Below are 18,254 nucleotides of genomic sequence, written 5' to 3' on the forward strand. Positions count from 1 at the left end.
GGTTCCTGGGACGTCTTCCGCGCCGACTGGGCTCACCAGCCGCCACTGGTCGAAGACGCGCTCGGCAAGCAGGTGCTCGCCCGGCTCACCCAGTTGGAGGCCGTCTGCACCGCCGCCGGGCACCTCGCAAAGGCGGTGGAAGAGGCGTTCCCTCGGCACCCGGACGCCGAGATAATGTTGAGCTTGCCCGGGTTCCGCGTCCAGCTTGCCGCCCGGATTCTCGCCGAGATCGGGGACAACCGCCCCCGATTCGTCGACGCGCACGGACTGAAGGCATACGCCAGCCTCTCGCCCGTCACCAGGGCCTCTGGCAAGAAGTCCTCCATCACCGGGCGCTGGGTGAGGAACGACCGCCTCAACCACGCTGGCTACCTGTGGGCCTGCGCATCGCTCCGCGCCTCCGCCGGCGCCATCGCCCACCAACGGCAACGACGACGTGAGCATGGTGACTGGCACCTGGTTGCCCAGCGCAACCTTGTCAACCGCATGATCGGAAAGCTCTGCCACTGCCTTCACTACCGCAAGCTGTTCGACGAGCACACCGCGTTCCCACCAACCTGGCTGCCGCCGCTTGACGGCATAGCGACGTGAGGCGTGTACCGCGAACTCAAACGCGGCTTGGACCTGGACCACTTCAAGGGCCGTTCCTGGCCCGGCTGGCACCACCACGTCATCCCTGTGGCCGCCGCCCGTGCCTTCCTCACCGAACAGCGGTTGTCGCCAGAAGCACCGGAATCAGGCTCACCCTCTACTAGACCCTCGCCCCCTCCGGAACACCCTGAGGTGGTGGACAGGCATCTGTGCCAGCAACCCTTACCCAACAAAACCTCCCAGATCCAGACAGACCCAACCGAGTCCCAGTGGGGGCCGGCATTGCAAGGCCTCAGCCAGACGGCAACACGTTCACGCGTACGCCTGCGTGGAGGAGACGGGCTGACACCGCGCGTGGCACCGCCAAGCAGATGTGGCATGCGGACCGGGCTGGGGGAGGGGGCCGTGCTCCAAGGATCATTCGAATATCAGCCAGTGACTGTTCGGCGATGCAGTCGGTCTGCATGGCGCCTACGCCAGCTAATAATGTATCCAAATATACGCCTATATACCATTTTGTGTGGTTTGCTGCGTTCGCGTAATGGGCATCAGGATTCTATCCATCGTCGCTGAGAGACAATAAAACTGGGTGTGCTTTGTGATGCAGTTCGGATTAATTCACCACGGGTTGACTGAAATTGAACAGGCTGGCGCTCATGAAGATCAGAAGTTCCTGCAGGAGAAGAGCCCATGTAACCACAATACGCACATTTCGAAACGAGTGGCGGCATTGTGGCTGGTACCTCCGGAACCGCTTCCCAGGAACACGCCAGGCAAGCCGTAATAGCGGGAGGATCAGTAAGTAGTGGTCCGCGCGATAGAGTCGGCGGGTAGAGACCGACTCGAGCTTCTGGGGAGATTGCAGATACCACGGGACCAGATTCCTGAATCAGGCCATGTTCTATGCGATCTGAAACCTCCACCCATGAGGCACCTTAAAGAGGTGCGCGTCCTGCAGCCAACCAATCCGAACGGTTTCCAGTTGACAGTGGCCGGATTCTACGTCGGAAGGGTTTTGGCGGCCGTGCAGCGATCAGGATCAGTAACCGCACTGTCGGGTAAATCGGATGGCGACGATCCTATCGTAATACACGCAGTAACTTCCGGGTCGCTCACATTTGAGGGAGCTCGCGAACAGCATACGGTCCAACCTGGACAGCTCATAGTGAGAAATTCTGGTAAGCCCTGGAACCTAGCATCCGGAGTTCGCACGTCATCCCATGTGCTAACCATCCCTAGAAGCCTTATAAAGCCAACCTCCTCTGCTGATCCTCTCAGGCGAGCTCGTATAGCTGAGGCCAAGAGTCCAGAAGTAAAACTGTTGTTCTCTTACCTCAATATGCTGAGGACGGCAGATGTTCTCGATTCTCCTGCGGCCTCAGATCTGGCAGAGAGAGCGTTCTTGTCGCTCCTGTCCGGGATAATTGAAGACAAAAATGCCCCTGTCCGAGTTGATCCAGATGAAGTAGTTTTGACTGCGAGAGCAGTGATCGAAGAGAATTTGGAGAATGAAGACCTCACACCAACTTTAGTGGCCAACAAACTGGGCATATCGGTGAGAACGCTTCACAGGTTGTTCTCTGCAAGTGATTGTTCCGTTATGTCCCTCATCAGACAACTCCGTATGGAGCGAGCGCGCATCGATCTACTGTCCTCTGACTCTACAAATGGCGTTTCTAATGCAGCAGCAAAGTGGCACTTTTCGGACGCTAGTCATTTCATTCGAAATTTTAAGCAAACCTATGGACTCACCCCTAGGTCCTATGTTCAAGAAAATCAAAATACGGGGGAGTGACAGGGCTGGGTAGGCTGCGTTTTATGCCATGGTGCATTGAAGGTGCCTTCCCGTATTTGCAGCTCTGAAGTATCCCAACGCACGCCGCGTTGCTACCATGGCGTGTGGTTGTCATTCCGTTTTTTTGAGACGGTTGAGTCGTAGATCAGATATTGCGTAAGTGGAGTGTTGGTATGAGTGAGCATGTGACACGCTTCAGCCGACCTGCGTTCTCAGCCTCGAACGGGGAAGTCGTCATCGATCTACGAATCACTGAGGCGCAGAGGGGGAGCGTCCTCCACGAATTAATAGCTCACGAGATTCATGGCCCCTTCGCGTATCTCTATCATCTTCGCCTACCGGACATCGCGCCTAGGCGAGAATTCCGCATGGAGATTCTTGGGTACTCAATTGGGGAGATAGCTTCTACCGTGTTGCGTTGTGATGCGGCGAAAGTTACTCCTGGAGTTGGATACAAGACTTCCGCGATGATCGTACAGGTGGTCGCGTCGGGGGCGATGAGATTTGAATCCGGAAGTGAAGTAGTTTATGTGCGGCGGGGACAAATGTGCGTTCGAGACACGAGTCGACAATGGGAGGTCAGTTGCGAATCTGGTACCTCATCGCGACTTATTGTAATCCCTCGAAGTCTAATCGGCAGTAATGCAATTAGGCGTGGCGACACAAAGGCGCTATGCTTCGACGTTCAAAAGCCTGAATCGCAGTTCATCCTTAACTATGTAGAGTTGTTCGAAGCGGAACGCCAAAGGGCGGTATCGCCGCAGCGAGACAGGGTTGTGCGGGACGGTCTAGCGACTCTCATCTCGAGCCTGATTAGAAGCGATCGTGAGCACACTGACAGTGTTTTTGACAATCTAACGGTTGTATCTGCTCGCAAAATCATAGAGGCGCATCTGTTGGATGATGAGCTATCGCCTTCTCTGATTGCTAAAGAGCTCGCGGTTTCGTTGCGAAACCTGCACCGCTCATTTGCCCGGATCGGTAGTTCGGTGATGGACGAAGTTCGGCAGCTTCGCCTACAGGGGGCACACGATGATCTCGTCAGTTCGGATCGGTCGACCACCGTTTCAGAGGTAGCTGCAAAGTGGAAATTCTCTGATTCTAGTCATTTCGTTCGGAGATTCAAATCCGAATACGGAGAAACTCCAGCATCCTATGCGCGCGGAAGTGCGAAGAAGGGTCGAGCATAGGCCTATGTGGTCAGCTGCTTTCCATTCTTAACCTCAACTTGTCTGTTGGTAATGGCCAATGGGTCGCTGAGGCAGGGCTTCGTAACCGCGGACTAGGTGCCGTTTCTGCATCAGGTGTCCGAGTGCTTTGTCTGTGCTTGGAATTCTTCGGTGGATGAATATTTCACGACGTAGATGCCTCTCACCTCTACATGCTAGAAGACATGATCTACTATCCGCAGTCGACCCTAACCTCGTCATATTGGAGTGCGAAGCAGCGAACCCTTCGCGCAGGCGTTTCCGGCTGGTAGGTCGTGCGTCGAGGCGGCCATGACGGTTATCGCGAGCAAAGAGCCGAGCGTTTCCGTGGCTACGTGGCGCTTGCACTCTTTTCTCTTCTTGCTGGCGTCGATGCCGTGAATGGCCACAGCAGCGATGCGAGCACCCTTTCGATCAACGTTCAGCGTGCATCAGAGATGTCACTGCAAGAGGAGCCTGGAAGACTCACGAGACACGCAATGATCCACCCTCGTCTTGGTCGTTGCGGACAGCCCAAGTCACTCGCAAGCTAGATCAGTTGCATCTATGCGACTGTCTCGGCGTTACCTCACTTGATCTTTAACGTCCGTCGTCGAAGGTTGCGTCGAAGTTGATCACCCGGTTCGGTAACCGCCGTACATGGAGGCGGCCTTCGTCTGATCATGTGCTCCGACCAAGGAACACGCGCGCGCGTGTTCTGCGCCTGTCTGACCGCTCGTTCGGACGTTTTGTTCGAGCTGGCTGATGCCGTTCTGTGCGGCGACGGGCCTGTGGGATCGCTGGCCGAGCTGTCGTTGGTGGGTGAACACCGCCGCGGTCATGGCGGGCTCTACGCGGCTGTGGCGCATGGACGGGCAGATACCGGCCGGCTTCTGCGGGCACTGGCCGGGGTTCCACTGCCGCGGGCTGCCGACGGCCGGCTGGTCCTGGCCGTCGACGTCACCTGTCGGCTGCGGCCCGACGCCCACACCTCACCGAAGCGCATCCTGTGTCACACCTACGGTCGGGGCAAGGACCAGCACATCCCGATCCCAGGCTGGCCGTACTCGATCGTCTGCGCGCTCGAGCCGGGCCTCATGGACCACACCGCTGGCCGCACTGCGTCTGAGGCCCGAATACGGCCCCGCCACGGTCACCGCCCGGCAGCTGCGTGACCTGGTCGAACGGCTCATCACAGCCGGACAGTGGTCCACCGGTGACCTCGACATCCTCATCGTCGCGGACGCCGGATACGACGCACCCCGCCTCGCCTTCCTGCCATGGGACCTGCCGGTCCAGGTATTAGCCCGGATGCGCTCGGACCGAGTCCTGCGTCGAGCTGTCCCGCCCAGGCTCCCGCACACCCAGGGCCGGCCACCCCGGCACGGCGGCGAGTTCGTCTTCGGGCCGCCCGGCACCTGGGGCACCCCGGACACCGAAGCAGTTACCGACACACGTCTCTACGCCACCGCCAGGGCCCGGCCCTGGGACCGACTCCACCCCAAACTGACCCACCGCTCTTCCTGGGCAGACGACGACACCCTCCCCATCGTCGAAGGAACGGTGATCCGCCTGGAGATCGGCCATCTGCCCAGCGGAGCAACACCGAAGCTGGTCTGGCTTTGGTGGTCCGGCACCGACGCCACTGCCGCGAACGCCGACCATCTCTGGAAGGCATACCTGAGACGCTTCGACATTGAGCACACCTTCCGCTTGTTCAAGCAGACTCTCGGCTGGACCTCCCCGAAGAACCGCAGCCCCAATGCTGCCGACCGATGGACCTGGCTCATCCTTGCCGCCTACACCCGACTACGACTCGCCCGAACACTGGCAGCCGACCTACGCCGGCCGTGGGAGAGACCAACACCACCAGACAGGCTCACCCCCGCCCGAGTACACCGCAACTTTCAGCACATCCACCCCAAGGCCAGCCCCCATGTGGTCACAGCCTCAGCCACTGACATGGCAATTCAGCCTTCCTCGAAGGTGTTGGGGAGGGCCAGACGGGGGTGAGGCTGCGCAGTGTGGAGTCTCCACCCACAACGGGCTCAGCCTTCAACACCTCGTGCATACAGGGGGAATGCCTGCATTCAGCCTTCTATAACATGCTTTAGATCCATCTGATTGCTTTTTAGTGCATGCGCTGCGTCGAGGTGCTGTGCGGGAAGGCAGTCCCGTGTCTTCCTTGAAGTTCCTCGAAAAGCTGGGAGTGGACTCCTCGGAAAAACTGGGTACCATTCCTCTATGGCTCAAAAGATCGTGACCATTTACACGGATGACCTCACAGATGTGGAATCCGAAGACGTGCAGACGCACACCTTTTCACTCGACGGCGTAAATTATGAGATCGACCTCGCATCCGATAACTACGACAAGCTGTTCGAGGCGCTTGCTCCCTTCATCGGCAATGGTCGCAAGCTCGGACGGACCTCGAGCGCCAGGCGATCGCGTAAGGCGCCTGCAGACGGACCCAGAGCTGAGGAGATCCGGTCCTGGGCCCGGGAGAACGGTCATGAGGTGAATAACCGGGGCCGCGTTCCCGCCAGCATCCGAGAAGCCTTCCGGAAGGTCCGCTGACATCGATGCGTGAGAGAGGGCTCGACTAGGGACTCTCGTACTCTAAGGTCGCGATCGGTGGGTCGAGCAGCGCGGTCCGCGGCGTGCCCCGCAGAAGTCTGCACTGCTGCTGACAGATCCAGCCTTCCGTCTCGCCGCTGGACGAGTCGGTGACACGGCTGCTTCCTCGGAAGCGAAGGCCATCTGTGCTGAAGCCCGGGGTGCCCACATATGTTTGATTTGATCTTGAAGCAACGATGGCCAGCGATGTTCGGCGGTCCAGGGAAAGACGCACTGCCTCCTGTTAGGTGTAAGCAGGTACAAGTCCTGCCCGGCGCTCGGTGAAAACCCTGTCCCGCTTCGCGGTGCCTGGTTCTTTCACGCCGGAGTCGACGCCTTTACTGGTACACATCGACCGTCAGGCGGTCGAGTTCGCCGCCCGAAGGCTGCCAGCCTTCGTCGAGAGCCGGCAGCCCGCTCAGTGCGGTGTGCAGCCGCTACTCGTTCGGCTCTGCGTAGGGTTCACTGAGCCGTCGTGCAAGATCATCCTGCCATTCCTGTGCCTAGTTCCGAAGCTCACTGATGAGAGCGGTGTCCACTCCGTTGGCCTCGAATATCGAGACCCCTGCGAGCCTCGAGGGTGGCCCGCGGATATCGAGCGTCTACCAGGGCCCTGCGAGCCGGTCGCGAGGCCCCGGCGAACTCGCAGCCCGGATCGGGCGCGTGTTCGCGGCAAGACCGCCACGCAGGAAGACGTCGCGGGATGGGGCCTCACCCCACGTGGTCGGACGGTGTGCGTTCAACGATCGGTGGTCGTGTGCCATCACCGTGCTGACCAGCACCAACCGATCACACTGCAGTGGGGTCAAGATAGAACACCGGCGCCATCCAATCCTGTGGCAGCGGCAAATTTCTGCGGGCTGATCCGCAAGTCACCTGAGTAATGTCGTCCGCCATGATGGGGCAATGCAGACTTCCGCCGACGACAAACTGCCCCGTGATGTGGCCGACGACTACCTCGATCGCCTGTCGCGTCTCGAACCTATTCTGGCCACCCAGCTGGGAGCGCCCGGCAGTGCCCGGCATCTGCCAGACCTTTCTCCCGCCGGAGCCGAGGCGCGTGCCGGGCTCGCCAGCACTGCGCTGCGGCAACTCACCAGGGCTGAGAACCTGCCCGGCGGGAGTACCGACGAGGAGCGGCGCTGCGCACGCCTGCTGCGCGAACGCCTCACCGCGGAGCTGGCGATGCACGAGGCCGAGGAACACCTTCGAGCGGTAAGCAATCTCAGATCACCCGTGCACAACGTGCGAGAGGTGTTCACCGCCATGCCGACGGAGACGCCGGATCACTATGCCGACATAGCCGCGCGCCTGCGCATGGTGCCCGTCGCGCTGGAGGGTTACCGGGCGTCGCTCAGCAAAGGCCTCTCCAAAAGACTCCCAGCGGGACCCAGGCAGGTCGACGCCGTGACGGGGCAGATCACCCAGTGGCTCGGCGAGGATGTGCGGTCGAGCTGGTTCCAGGAGCTGGTCACCGATGGCCCGCAAGTGCTGCGCGAGGAGCTGGACGCTGCCGCCGCGAAGGCCACAGGGGCCTACGCCGCCCTGCGTGACTGGCTCCGCGGGACCTATGGTCCCGCCGTCGTGGACTCACCCGACATCGCCGGTGACGAACGCTACGCCCGATGGGTCCGGTACTGGAACGGAATGGATCCCGACCTCGAAGAGGCGTACCGCTACGGTTGGTCGGAGTTCCATCGGCTGAGGGCCGAAATGGCATCGCAAGCTGCCGGCATTCTCCCCGGCGCCACCCCTTGGCAGGCACTTGAGTATCTTGCCGAGCATGGACACGCGATCGACGGTGTGGAACGGGTGCGCCACCGGCTACAAACGCTGATGGACGATGTGATCGCGGAGGTCGACGACACGTACTTCGACCTGGCCCAGCCCATCAGACGGGTCGAGGTCAGGATCGCCCCCCCTGGCGGTGCGGCACCTTATTACACCGGCCCTTCCGAAGACTTCAGCCGACCGGGGCGGACCTGGCTGCCTACGATGGGCCGTACTCGGTTCCCATTTTTCGACTTGGCGGCCACCTGGTGCCATGAGGGGGTGCCCGGTCACCACCTTCAGCTTGCGCAGTGGACGCTCGTTGCCGGAAAACTATCGCGTTATCAGACGACACTCGGATTGGTGAGTGCGAATACGGAGGGGTGGGCTCTTTATGCCGAGCGATTCATGGACGAGATCGGCTTCTTTTCTGACCCCGAGTGGCGAATGGGTTATCTGGACGGCCAGATGATGCGCGCCAACCGCGTCATAGTGGATATCGGCATGCACCTGCAGCTGAGAATCCCGCCGGACAGCCATTTCCACCCTGGAGAGCGCTGGACGCCGCAGTTGGCGCGGGAGTTCCTCGGTGCTCACACGGGCCGACCCGCGGATTTTGTCGACAGTGAGCTGGTTCGCTACTTGGGTCGGCCCGGCCAGGCCATCGGCTACAAAATGGGCGAACGGGCCTGGCTGGCTGGCAGGGCAGCAGCCCGCACCGCGCGCGGCGACGCCTTCGACCTCAAAGAGTGGCACATGGCAGCGCTCTCGCTGGGATCGCTAGGACTGGACGACCTGGTCGAAGAGATCTCTGTCCTTTGAATCGGCATCCAGGGCGCCGATGTTCCAAGTGCCTGTCGCGGCGGTTCATTGACGCTGTGGGTGGGTCCGTTACTGGTGGACACATCTGTGTCGATCTGCAGTTCTCCGTGAACGAGAATCTCCGCAACCGATAAGGGTTGGGGCCGTACCTCTTCGCAGGCGAGCTCGGTGAAAGCTCCGGGAGTTGCCTTGGTATCCTCGTGCAAATCGTGCGACAACCGATTTGACGACGAGACAGGTCCCTCATCGCTGGCATAGCGATTCTAATCAGCACGCCAGCGACGGCTGAAGCCGGGGATACCCACGCAAGACCAGGGATGGATGACTCGACCGGTGCATCAGCCCATCCAGTTCGACCCGGAGGACGCCGGCCGGGGTGCGTTGCCGTCGTGGCCTGTCCGGACACCTGCCCTGTGGATCGTGGACGCCGTGCGGCACGGTGATCGTGCGGAGCGGCTCGCCCCCGGGATCCTCGACGCCGGGGAACGGCGGCGGGCCGAGAGCTTTGTCGCGTCGGCTGACCGCCGCTGTTATGTCGCGGCCCATGTGGCGCTGCGGATACTGCTCGGTGCCCGGCTGGGCGTGGAACCCCGCGACGTACGGATGGTCCGCGAGCCGTGCCCGTCCTGCGGTGGTCCGCACGGCCGGCCCGCGACCGACGGCGGGGTGCACTTCTCGCTCTCGCACAGCCGGGACCTGTCGCTGCTCGCGTTCGCCGCCGTGCCGCTGGGCGTCGACGTGGAGGCCGTACCGGGCATCGAGGCCGCGGCGGAGGTCGGAGCGATGCTGCATCCGGCGGAGTCCCGGGAGTTGGCGGCGCTCCCTGCGTCGGACCGGCCCGTCGCCTTCGCCCGGGCCTGGACGCGCAAGGAGGCGTATCTCAAGGGCGAGGGCATCGGGCTGGCCCGCGATCTCTCCCTCGACCATCTGGGCACCGGGCCGGTACCGCGGCCCGGTCCAGCAGGGTGGACGGTCGCCGATGTGCTGGTTCCGGCCGGCTATGCGGCCGCGGTGGCCGTCCGTGCGGCGGGGCGGCCACCGGTCGCGGACGGCCACCGGCGAAAATGATCCGGCGGGCAGAGCAGGACGACCGACCGATACGGAGGAGTGGGCAGATGCCGCACGAACGAGCTGGACAGCAGGCGCGGTCGGAGGACCTCACCGATGTATTGCCTCTAAATACACCGACCCCACCCTGAAATCCTCTGTACTGGAACCACGCACCCTCGAGTGCGGGCGGGTCGGGTAGGTGTAACACCCTCTATAGCGGGACATGTAATAAATTGCTACAGGCGATAGTACAAGCGTGCCGCGAGAATGGGATCTGGACGCCAATTCCTGCGAAATGACCGGACGAACGCTTATAGTCGCCTGGCCGAAACCGATCATCGGACGGATGGCGCGACAGACGGTCGCGAAAGCTTCGCCGGACCTGTCCTTCCGCGTGGAGAAAATGAGCGTGAAAGGGGTGGCCACCCAATGCATGAGCGAGCCATGTCTACAGGGCAGGAGCACCGGCGCACGATTTCCGGCCGCTATCGACTGCTGTCGTCTCTCGGAATGGGCGGCATGGGGACGGTATGGCGTGCCTACGATGAAGTGCTGCAGCGCGAGGTGGCCGTCAAGGAAGTCAGAGCCCCTATCGAGCTTGCGGCGCCGGAAATCGAGCGCATGAACGCCAGGCTGGAACGTGAAGCATGGGCGGCCGCGCGGATCTCCCATCCCAATGTAGTGACTGTCTACGACGTGGCGAAGGACGACGGCCGCCCATGGATCGTAATGGAACTGATTCGCGGCTCGTCCATGGCGGATCTACTCAAAGCCGACGGCGCGCTCACCCCGCAACGCGCGGCCCATGTAGCCGTGGAGGTGCTGGCCGCGCTGCGTGCCGCCCACGCGGCAGGGGTGCTCCATCGAGACGTCAAGCCGGCCAATGTACTGCTGGCCCGCGACGGCCGGGTGGTGCTCACCGACTTCGGCATCGCCATGGTCGAAGGCACGTCCGCGCTCACAATGGCCGGCGAGATGGTCGGATCACCGGAGTTCTTGGCGCCCGAACGGGCCCTGGGCCAGCAGCCAGGCCCCGCGTCGGACCTGTGGTCCCTCGGTATCTTGCTCTATGCTGCGGTCGAGGGGCACTCCCCGTTTCGGCAGACGACCCCGCTAATCACCCTGCGCGCCATCGTTGAAGAGGATCTGCCTCCGGCCCGTCGGGCTGGCCCCCTGGACCTTGTCATCGTAGGGCTGCTAGAGAAGGATCCGGAAAGGCGCCTGACCGCGGAGCAAGCGCATGAGGAACTGCGCGCTATTCGCGACGGTCGCATCACTGACGTCAGGGCACATCCGGCAGCAAGTCAGGTGACGGCTCCCATCGTTGGCGGACCGGTCGCGCCGACGCATATCCGGCGCCGTCGGCGCACCACTGTGCTGGGAATAAGCGCGGTGGCGCTGCTGCTCGTGGGCGGTGGGCTTGCCTACAAGCTGGCGGACGGCGAGCGGCAGGAGAGCGCGGCGACGCGGGGTATGTCGGGATCGCCGCAGACAGCCGGAACGGTGGAGGTCTCCGTAGACGGCGAGTACAGCGCCTACCGGGGCACCTGCCCTCCGTTCAGCGAGAAGGCCCCCACCTTCACCGCGACGTTCACCGTCGACCGGACACCGGCCGAGGTGACGTATCGGTGGGTGGCGGATAACGACTCATTGACCGATGAGAAATGGCAGACGCTGTCGTTCGCCGCAGACGGCAAGACGACGCAGTCAAAGATCCTGGATTTCTCATCCTATTACGGTGAGTCGTTCCGTACACTTATAGGCGTCGAGGTTCGCGAGCCGCATGCGATTAAGTCGAACAAGGTGGTTCTAATGATCTCCTGCGAGGACGTCGAGGAGCGCTGAAAGGAACCTGAATCAATTCCCGAGCCGGTGACCACGTCGGCCTGGCTTAGCTAAGCGCGTGTGGAAGCGCACGGTGCACGAGCAGACCGTGACCGTCACAGAAGTCCACGCTTGTCCAGCGTCTCCTTGACCCGCCACTCCTCGATGCAATACTTCGTCGTAAGCCCGCCAAACCGCTGCCATGACGCCCAAACCGCCGGGTGAACGGCTGTGGGATCGGTGGAGGTTGTAAGGAAGCGTTCTGCGTGGCGAGGTGGGTATGTGCAGTCCATCGTGGAGGGGACGTGGAGTTGGATTGTTCCGGATGGGCTGTGGGAGATCGCGGAACCGCGGATCCCGCCGTCGAGGGTGCGGCCGCAGGGCGGCGGGACGCAGGACACGCCTGATGAGACGCTGTTCGCGCCGATCGTCTATGGGCTGGTCAGTGGATGTGCCTGGCGGGCTTTGCCGCCGTGCTTCGGGATATCGAAGTCGACCGTACATCGTCGGTTCCTGATCTGGTCGCGGGCAGGTGTGTGGGGCCGGCTGCACGAGGAGATCCTGCACCGCCTGGACGACGCCGGCTTGCTCGATCTCTCCCGAGCTGTCCTCGACTCCGCCCACGTAAGGGCGAAAAAGGGGGCGAACTCACAGGTCCGAGCCCCGTGGACCGGGGTAAGCCGGGTTCCAAGATGCACGTCCTGTCGGACGCGAACGGACTGCCCGTCGTCGGCCTCTCGGCAGCCAACACCCACGACAGACTCGCCCTCAAGCCCATGATCCAGGGTCACCAAACGAGACACGACCCTCACCGCGGCCGGTACTTCAAACCCGAACGTCTCCACGCAGACAAGGCCTACGACATCCCCCACCTGCGAAAATGGTTGTGGGGCAAGCACATCGGTGTTCGTATCGCACGCAAGGGAGTCGAGTCCAGCGAACGGTTAGGGCGCCGACGATGGGTCATCGAGCGGACCATGTCCTGGCTGACCGGCCACCGCCGGCTCAACCACCGCTACGAACGCCACCCCCGCAACTACCTGGCATTTCTCGGCCTCGCCGCAGCCCTCTGCTGCTACAAACGGCTCATTCGCCTCACCACATAGGACACGGTCTAAACACCCTTCGACCAGGCCCTGGTCAACGCGATGGCAACCACGGTCGTCATCCTGTGGCTGGGCATGCTCGCTGTCGCCGTGCTGCTGCTTTGTTTTCGAATCGCCAACCCTGCAACCGCCTGGGCAATGCTCGTCGGGGTCGCACTGGCCCTGGCCGGGGCAAACTCGGCTTCCTGATGACACGGCCCGCGCCGGGACAGCAGTACGGCGTCTCCAAGGTGATCGGTGCCCACAGTGTTGGTGTACCGGACAGCGGGCCCTTCATGCCGCTCACCGACTGGTCGCGACCGGCGGGTCCCTCACTTCGTCGGCGTGCATGCACCGCAACTTCTGCCACTGCTGGCCAGATTGCTGACCACCATCGCACCCCGCTTCACCCGCTTTGCTGACAATTGGGATCGTATGCGCCTGGTCCTGCTCGCCTCGGGGGCTTACGCCGCAGCCTTCGCTCTAGTCGTCTGGCAGGCGCTGTGTGGCCAGCCGCTAATCCACCCGGACGGCGCGGCCCCGAGCGTGACCGTTCTGATCGTGGTGGCTGTCACGCTCGGAACCTACGTATCACTGCGCACTTTTGCATCCTCTTCAGAGCCGGCGATTGACGCTGAAGGCGCGCCGTCGCCCGCGTCGGAGCGGCTTGCGGCATGACCGGATTCCTCCTCGACTCTCCTTTCGGCTGGCTGCTTCTGTATGGCTGCTCATGATCTTCGCACCGACGTGCGGCGTGACTGCCCGCATCGCTGGGTCACCGTGGATGGCGGTGCCTGTGCTACTCGTCCATTTCGTGTTGGCGGTGCCGGCTGCGAACGCAGCGGAGGTTTACTGCGGCGCCCCGTGTTCGGTGTGCGTCACGCCTCCGGCGAGGCTGCCGCGCGTGCCCTCGGCTGCTACGAGGGCGTCGATGACGGGCTCGGCACGCATACGATTGGCGAGTGCCCAGCCGGCCAGTCGACGAGAAGCGAGGTCAATGACCGTCTGGCTGATCGGTGTCCGGCGCGGTCCTCAACCGGCCCCGACCGACAGCGCGGCTGAAACCTCTGTCACCGTCCAGGCGCAGCTCGTGGTGTCCCCGTCGCCGCGCGCCTTCGTGCCCTCGCCGCCTACGTCCGACGGCTAACCTCCCTCACTGTCACGGCTCAACCGGAGCCCGGGTACTTCGGCGGACGGGGCGTCGTCACATACACCGTCGGCAACTGCCCGGACGCCTTGGCCACCGGACTCCGGCTGCGCTTCGGACTGCCGAAAGGCATCCCGCCGGGCGGATGTGGATCACTCTGACCACAACCGGTACGAACGCTGAGTCCGGCGACAACGGAGCGACCGCATGGCTGCGTGCCCTCAAGCCGCGCATCGTGGCCGTGCCCGCAATCGGCAAGCCCTGGTTTGTCACCTCGATACGGGGCAACGTCTTGACGGCCCGCCACCAGCTGCGCGATTAGCAGCACGCGGTTTCCGTTGGCGGATGCCAACTGGGTTGCCACCCGCGGGTAGCGGACCGAACTGATACTGCCCGGGCGCACGATCTGCTGCAGTTTCGGCTCTTCCTGGGCGGTCAGCCCGCGCGCCCGTAGCGGCTCGGCCCTCGCCCCTCGAACCGTCGGAACGGACGTCACTGCCCACCCAACCGTTCCAACCACCCGTCCGGCGAATCAACCAGTCACAGCAACCGCGTGTGCTTCAGCAGCACAACGGCAGGTCGCCATCAACGGGTGTACCGCCCCCTGCTATGGAGACTTGAGAGTCCATCGTCACCGGAAGGTCCGCTCTCACTGCCTGAGTGTCCCCCAACAGCAGGACGAGGGGGGCGAGAAGGAAAAAAACAAAAGTACGCACAGCGGTCACCCTTCAGTCAGTACAGCCCGAGGTCAAAGACCAGCCAGAACATCGTGACAGGCCATGACTCAGTCAGTCAAGAATTGCGATTCAAAGTCAATATACTCCTCTTGCCCGATTTTGCTGTGAAGTTGCTTGGGCGTATTGAGGTTATATTTGGCGATATCAAGCTACTGACAAGGGGACCTAAAGCTTTTGTTATACTGGCTGTCACATTTAAGTCACTAATACATCTGGAGTGGCAAGTTGTGACGACTGCGCCGACCGCCATCCAGCAGGTGTCAGATGCATTGGCCGACCAGGGATACCGCTGGCAGCCGCCTCCGCCTCTCACACCGTCCGCCCGTCCTGGGCTGTTCGCGAGTCACCTCGTGTCGTCGTGGATCGATCCACTTCTCACGTCGTTGTCACACTCCCGGGGGGGCGTCTACACACTGCGCTGGTCGATCGAAGCGCGCCAGGTACATTCGGTGCCGGCGGCGATGCCCCCGTCGGCCCAGCGCGTGCTGAGCGCCGTCTGGGCCGGGGCTCGCCCGTTCCACGTTCCCATCGCGGAGATTGCCTCGGCTCTGGCGCGGGCCGGGGTTGATTCGAACGACCTGGCGTTCGTCTTGTCCACACGCCCCTCGGAAGCTGACCCCCTGCACCAGGCCCTCGGCCACCTCGGGGTGGGGGCTCACCGGATAGGGTTCGACTGGCATTCACTCGGCACAATGAATCGGGCGATGCTCACAGCGGGGCAGCAGCTCAGCATCGAGTTCCCCGTCGGAGCCCCCTGCAGCAGTTCTTGCGGTCCCGGGTGTCGCTGCGGTCGCTACCTCGTACTCGCCCGCCTGCAGTTCAGCCGAGCGTCCCCGGTGCGCTCGCTGCTGGAGGTCGCCGTGCTGGAGAGCGAGCTCCTTAGTGTCTTGGACGACACTCGTGAACCCTTCGGCGTCCGGCGTTTCGCGACGCTGGTGAAGAGCGTCCATGAGGTCCTCGCATCGAGGGAGACTCGAACCGCGCATGACCAGCGTGTCCGTGTGCTGGTCGATCGCGCATTCACCGTTGCGTTGCTCATCGGATCCGGGTTCCTGCCTGGGCCACGCGGGCATGCACACGTGGTGCGCCGACTACTGAGACAGGCAGGCACAGAACTGGTCCTCACAGGGGCTTCCCTGACTCAGCTTAAAAGTCTGGTGCAAGTGGCGGATGAGTCAGTGCGCGCGCAGCTAGGTTTCACGCCGCTCAGCGGTTACTTACTCGAGACCGTCAAGGAGGAGCAGGATCGCTTCTCGCGCGTGCTTTCCAGGGCGCCGATTCTTCTGAAAAATGTAATGGCCCGACACCAGCATCCCCTCGATCGCGCGCATTTCCTCCTGCGCCTACGCAGCGAACGAGGGGTTCCCCTTGCTATAGCTATGGCTTGGTGTCAAGAGAACGGCTTTACTATTTCCCTGCAACAATTGGCCAGGCTTGATTGTAACCACTTATCCGGGAACGAGGCACACCGCCTTGATCGGAGGTCGGTCGGCACAGCGGGACGCGACACCGACGCCACAGAATCGCCCAGCAGATAACCCGCCAGCCACATGACTGAAGAGCTCGATAAAGGACTCGCGGCGCGATCAGCTCTTCGACAGGAAAAGGCCACCCGTTTTCTCCGTGGAGACCTTGTCCGGTCTGGTGCGGTGAGACTTCTACGGAATTAGACAGGTAGGCGAGCGTCGGCGGCGGTAAAGGCGAATTCCTGCGCGCTCGAACGGCGAGGAGATGAACATAAACAGAGTGGTGGCGAGCATCGGTCGCCAAATTGACCCTCGTGGCGATCTTGCCGCAGAACTATCCGAGGGAATTTCTGCCGCTGTCCGGCAGTTTTCCTCGGAGGTATCTGCGTGATCCGAACAACATCTAGTTCCGCTCTAGGTCTGGTCGTGCGACTGATATGAGACTACTGCGGTGTCCCATGAGACGCATGCCCTGTCGGTAGGCCCACACGGCGCGCTCGCTCTCCCCGCATTTTTCCAGAATCTCGGCCAATTCGGACCACGCGAAGGCAGCTTGGCGTCCTGCTTCGGAGGCCTCCAGGAGTAGAGCACCGCGCTCGTAGGCAGTCTGTACTGCTTCATGGTCGTCGCGCAGCAGATGTGCTGCCGCGAGGACCAGCTGAACGCGTGCGCTTTCAAGGCGATGTTCCGGGCCCAGCAGGTCCAGGGCGCGTTCGGCGTGCTGGATTGCGCTTTCTGGCTGACCGAGCATGACGTCAGCCCGACCTATCGCAGTTTCAACATAGGCGACGTCAATGCTGCTTCCGACAGCCCGTAGCGTGACCGCGCTTTGTTCGAGCAGCGCCTTGGCCGCTTCCGGATTCGCATCCTCTGTCTGCAGCAAGACAGTGGCGTACGCGTTGCGGACTCGTGCCAGAGCACGTTCGTCATCGCCTTCAGCATAAATGGCGACGGCCTTCGTGATGAGTGTCAGCGCCTCGTTCGATCGCCCTTGACGATGCAGAATCACACTGGCGTTCCAGTAAGCTCCCCCTAGCGCCCTGCGATCGGTCACGATCGCCGCTCGGCCTATTGCCTGGGAGGCAAGGAACCCGGCACGGTGCAGGTCGCCACGTTCGGTATAGATGCCGATTAGGGTGGACAACAATTCCAGGTACTCAACGCTGGGGGGAAGGTCATTTGCCTCCGCAAGAGCCTTCTCGGCAACTCCTATCGCATGAGACAAATTCCCTAGCTCTCGATAGCAGCGGCATAGGGACATGACCAGGCCGAGCTGATCCACGGCTCCCCGTCCCTCTGTAACGCGCTGTCGATGTAGTGTCTCATAGCGTAGCGCGGCGTCCTCGAGATTTCCCTTATGTTCGAGGCATTGTGCAATTCCCAGATCGACGGAGAAGAGGAGATCATAGTGTTCGGCGGCGGACAATCTGTTGCGCAGTTCTGTGAACCCCGTCAGAGCTGCCTCCGCATCGCCGTTGCGCAACGCAAGTTGTGCGTAGCGCAACTCCAGCTCCAAGTCGACGGCATCGTGCTTGGCGAGCGATCCAGACAAATAGGAGGCATCACAGCCAAGCCGCTCAGCGAGCTGTGCGATGACCTCCATGGAAGGTACACGTTTGTCGGCCTCCAGTAGAGAGACGTAGCTAGGAGACAAGTCCGGGCGGGCCAAGGCTTCTTGTGACAAGCCTGCCATTCTCCGGAGACGCCTAATCCGTGACCCCAAGGATTCGTAATCTGTCACTGTGACTCCTCACTTGTCAGGCTCCGACGGCGACCCGATTGGAGGCTAGTAGTTTGTCGACGGGGCAGCGTAACGACCTGTCAATGTCATTACGAAATGCTCACTTTCTAGCTTTCGGTGTCGGATGACGCCAGGCTCAGCCCGTCCGCCATGGACACGGTACCTTCTAGATCACTGGCAATGCTGACTACTTATATTACAGTCTAGTCATAGAGTAGCTGGTGTAAACAGTCGCGTTGCTGACAAATGCCGATGCCGGCTGGTGCCACGCCCGACTCTTGGTGCCCCGTTGCAGCGGTCACCCCGGTGCCCGGCATCATGCGAGTTCGTAGGTGTTGGCCCTGTAGACGGCGACGGCCGTGAAACTCGGCCAACTGTGTGGCGTCGCTCTGACCGCTCGGCAGGACGCCAAATGCCACCGGT

13 protein-coding genes and 1 pseudogene are annotated in these 18,254 nt (G+C 61.9%); 13 read left to right on the top strand and 1 reads right to left on the bottom strand.

The features are described from left to right. The first annotated feature begins 72 nt into the window (after nucleotides 1–72). From OG963_RS43835 to OG963_RS43895, 13 genes and pseudogenes are all read left to right on the top strand, one after another. Nucleotides 73–591 carry a transposase gene (locus OG963_RS43835; protein ID WP_331750203.1) on the top strand — a complete coding sequence of 173 codons (519 nt, stop codon included), beginning with the start codon at nucleotides 73–75 and terminating at the stop codon, nucleotides 589–591. Nucleotides 592–1,516: 925 nt separating this feature from the next. Further along, complete coding sequence (locus OG963_RS43840) at nucleotides 1,517–2,386, top strand: helix-turn-helix domain-containing protein (protein WP_331750322.1); 870 nt, start codon at nucleotides 1,517–1,519, stop codon at nucleotides 2,384–2,386. A 173-nt stretch (nucleotides 2,387–2,559) separates the two neighbouring features. Next, nucleotides 2,560–3,576 carry a helix-turn-helix domain-containing protein gene (locus OG963_RS43845; protein WP_371800406.1) on the top strand — a complete coding sequence of 339 codons (1,017 nt, stop codon included), beginning with the start codon at nucleotides 2,560–2,562 and terminating at the stop codon, nucleotides 3,574–3,576. 680 nt (nucleotides 3,577–4,256) lie between these two features. Further along, nucleotides 4,257–5,505, top strand: a pseudogene (locus OG963_RS43850) (NF041680 family putative transposase); the annotation flags it as partial. A 312-nt stretch (nucleotides 5,506–5,817) separates the two neighbouring features. Then, entirely contained in the window at nucleotides 5,818–6,150 is a 333-nt protein-coding gene (locus OG963_RS43855; RefSeq protein ID WP_331750206.1) for an Lsr2 family protein, read from the top strand. 945 nt (nucleotides 6,151–7,095) lie between these two features. After that, nucleotides 7,096–8,781: a DUF885 domain-containing protein gene (locus OG963_RS43860; protein ID WP_331750209.1), complete on the top strand. Its 1,686-nt coding sequence runs from the start codon at nucleotides 7,096–7,098 to the stop codon at nucleotides 8,779–8,781. Between the two features lie 333 nt (nucleotides 8,782–9,114). Beyond that, nucleotides 9,115–9,849: a 4'-phosphopantetheinyl transferase superfamily protein gene (locus OG963_RS43865; RefSeq protein WP_371800407.1), complete on the top strand. Its 735-nt coding sequence runs from the start codon at nucleotides 9,115–9,117 to the stop codon at nucleotides 9,847–9,849. 426 nt (nucleotides 9,850–10,275) lie between these two features. After that, nucleotides 10,276–11,676 carry a serine/threonine-protein kinase gene (locus OG963_RS43870; RefSeq protein WP_331750215.1) on the top strand — a complete coding sequence of 467 codons (1,401 nt, stop codon included), beginning with the start codon at nucleotides 10,276–10,278 and terminating at the stop codon, nucleotides 11,674–11,676. Nucleotides 11,677–11,946: 270 nt separating this feature from the next. Further along, nucleotides 11,947–12,761 (top strand): IS5 family transposase gene (locus OG963_RS43875; protein WP_331750324.1). Its coding sequence is split into 2 segments (ribosomal slippage): nucleotides 11,947–12,289 and nucleotides 12,289–12,761, totalling 816 coding nucleotides; the frame shifts between segments, so codons are not numbered across the junction. A gap of 42 nt (nucleotides 12,762–12,803) precedes the next feature. Beyond that, the gene (locus OG963_RS43880) at nucleotides 12,804–12,950 is read left to right on the top strand and encodes a hypothetical protein (RefSeq protein WP_331750217.1); all 147 of its coding nucleotides are present in this window, start codon (nucleotides 12,804–12,806) and stop codon (nucleotides 12,948–12,950) included. A 171-nt stretch (nucleotides 12,951–13,121) separates the two neighbouring features. Next, a complete protein-coding gene (locus tag OG963_RS43885) occupies nucleotides 13,122–13,418 on the top strand; it encodes a hypothetical protein (RefSeq protein ID WP_371800408.1) in 297 nt (98 codons plus the stop codon). A 52-nt stretch (nucleotides 13,419–13,470) separates the two neighbouring features. After that, on the top strand, nucleotides 13,471–13,887 hold the full coding sequence (locus OG963_RS43890; protein ID WP_331750326.1) for a hypothetical protein: 417 nt from the start codon (nucleotides 13,471–13,473) through the stop codon (nucleotides 13,885–13,887). A gap of 1,441 nt (nucleotides 13,888–15,328) precedes the next feature. Further along, nucleotides 15,329–16,162: an alanine--tRNA ligase-related protein gene (locus tag OG963_RS43895; protein WP_331750222.1), complete on the top strand. Its 834-nt coding sequence runs from the start codon at nucleotides 15,329–15,331 to the stop codon at nucleotides 16,160–16,162. Nucleotides 16,163–16,493: 331 nt separating this feature from the next. On the opposite strand, the gene OG963_RS43900 is transcribed toward OG963_RS43895, so the two are convergent. Next, entirely contained in the window at nucleotides 16,494–17,831 is a 1,338-nt protein-coding gene (locus OG963_RS43900) for a helix-turn-helix domain-containing protein (protein ID WP_331750224.1), read from the bottom strand. Nucleotides 17,832–18,254: the final 423 nt, after the last annotated feature.

Source organism: Streptomyces sp. NBC_01707 (assembly GCF_041438805.1).
GTDB lineage: Bacteria > Actinomycetota > Actinomycetes > Streptomycetales > Streptomycetaceae > Streptomyces.

What these genes read in the sequence shown, in the direction of transcription:
- OG963_RS43840 (WP_331750322.1), top strand. Translation starts at nt 1,517, where the DNA reads ATGAGGCACCTTAAAGAGGTGCGCGTCCTGCAGCCAACCAATCCGAAC.
- OG963_RS43890 (WP_331750326.1), top strand. Translation starts at nt 13,471, where the DNA reads ATGATCTTCGCACCGACGTGCGGCGTGACTGCCCGCATCGCTGGGTCA.
- OG963_RS43880 (WP_331750217.1), top strand. Translation starts at nt 12,804, where the DNA reads ATGGCAACCACGGTCGTCATCCTGTGGCTGGGCATGCTCGCTGTCGCC.
- OG963_RS43855 (WP_331750206.1), top strand. Translation starts at nt 5,818, where the DNA reads ATGGCTCAAAAGATCGTGACCATTTACACGGATGACCTCACAGATGTG.
- OG963_RS43845 (WP_371800406.1), top strand. Translation starts at nt 2,560, where the DNA reads ATGAGTGAGCATGTGACACGCTTCAGCCGACCTGCGTTCTCAGCCTCG.
- OG963_RS43860 (WP_331750209.1), top strand. Translation starts at nt 7,096, where the DNA reads ATGCAGACTTCCGCCGACGACAAACTGCCCCGTGATGTGGCCGACGAC.
- OG963_RS43870 (WP_331750215.1), top strand. Translation starts at nt 10,276, where the DNA reads ATGTCTACAGGGCAGGAGCACCGGCGCACGATTTCCGGCCGCTATCGA.
- OG963_RS43895 (WP_331750222.1), top strand. Translation starts at nt 15,329, where the DNA reads ATGCTCACAGCGGGGCAGCAGCTCAGCATCGAGTTCCCCGTCGGAGCC.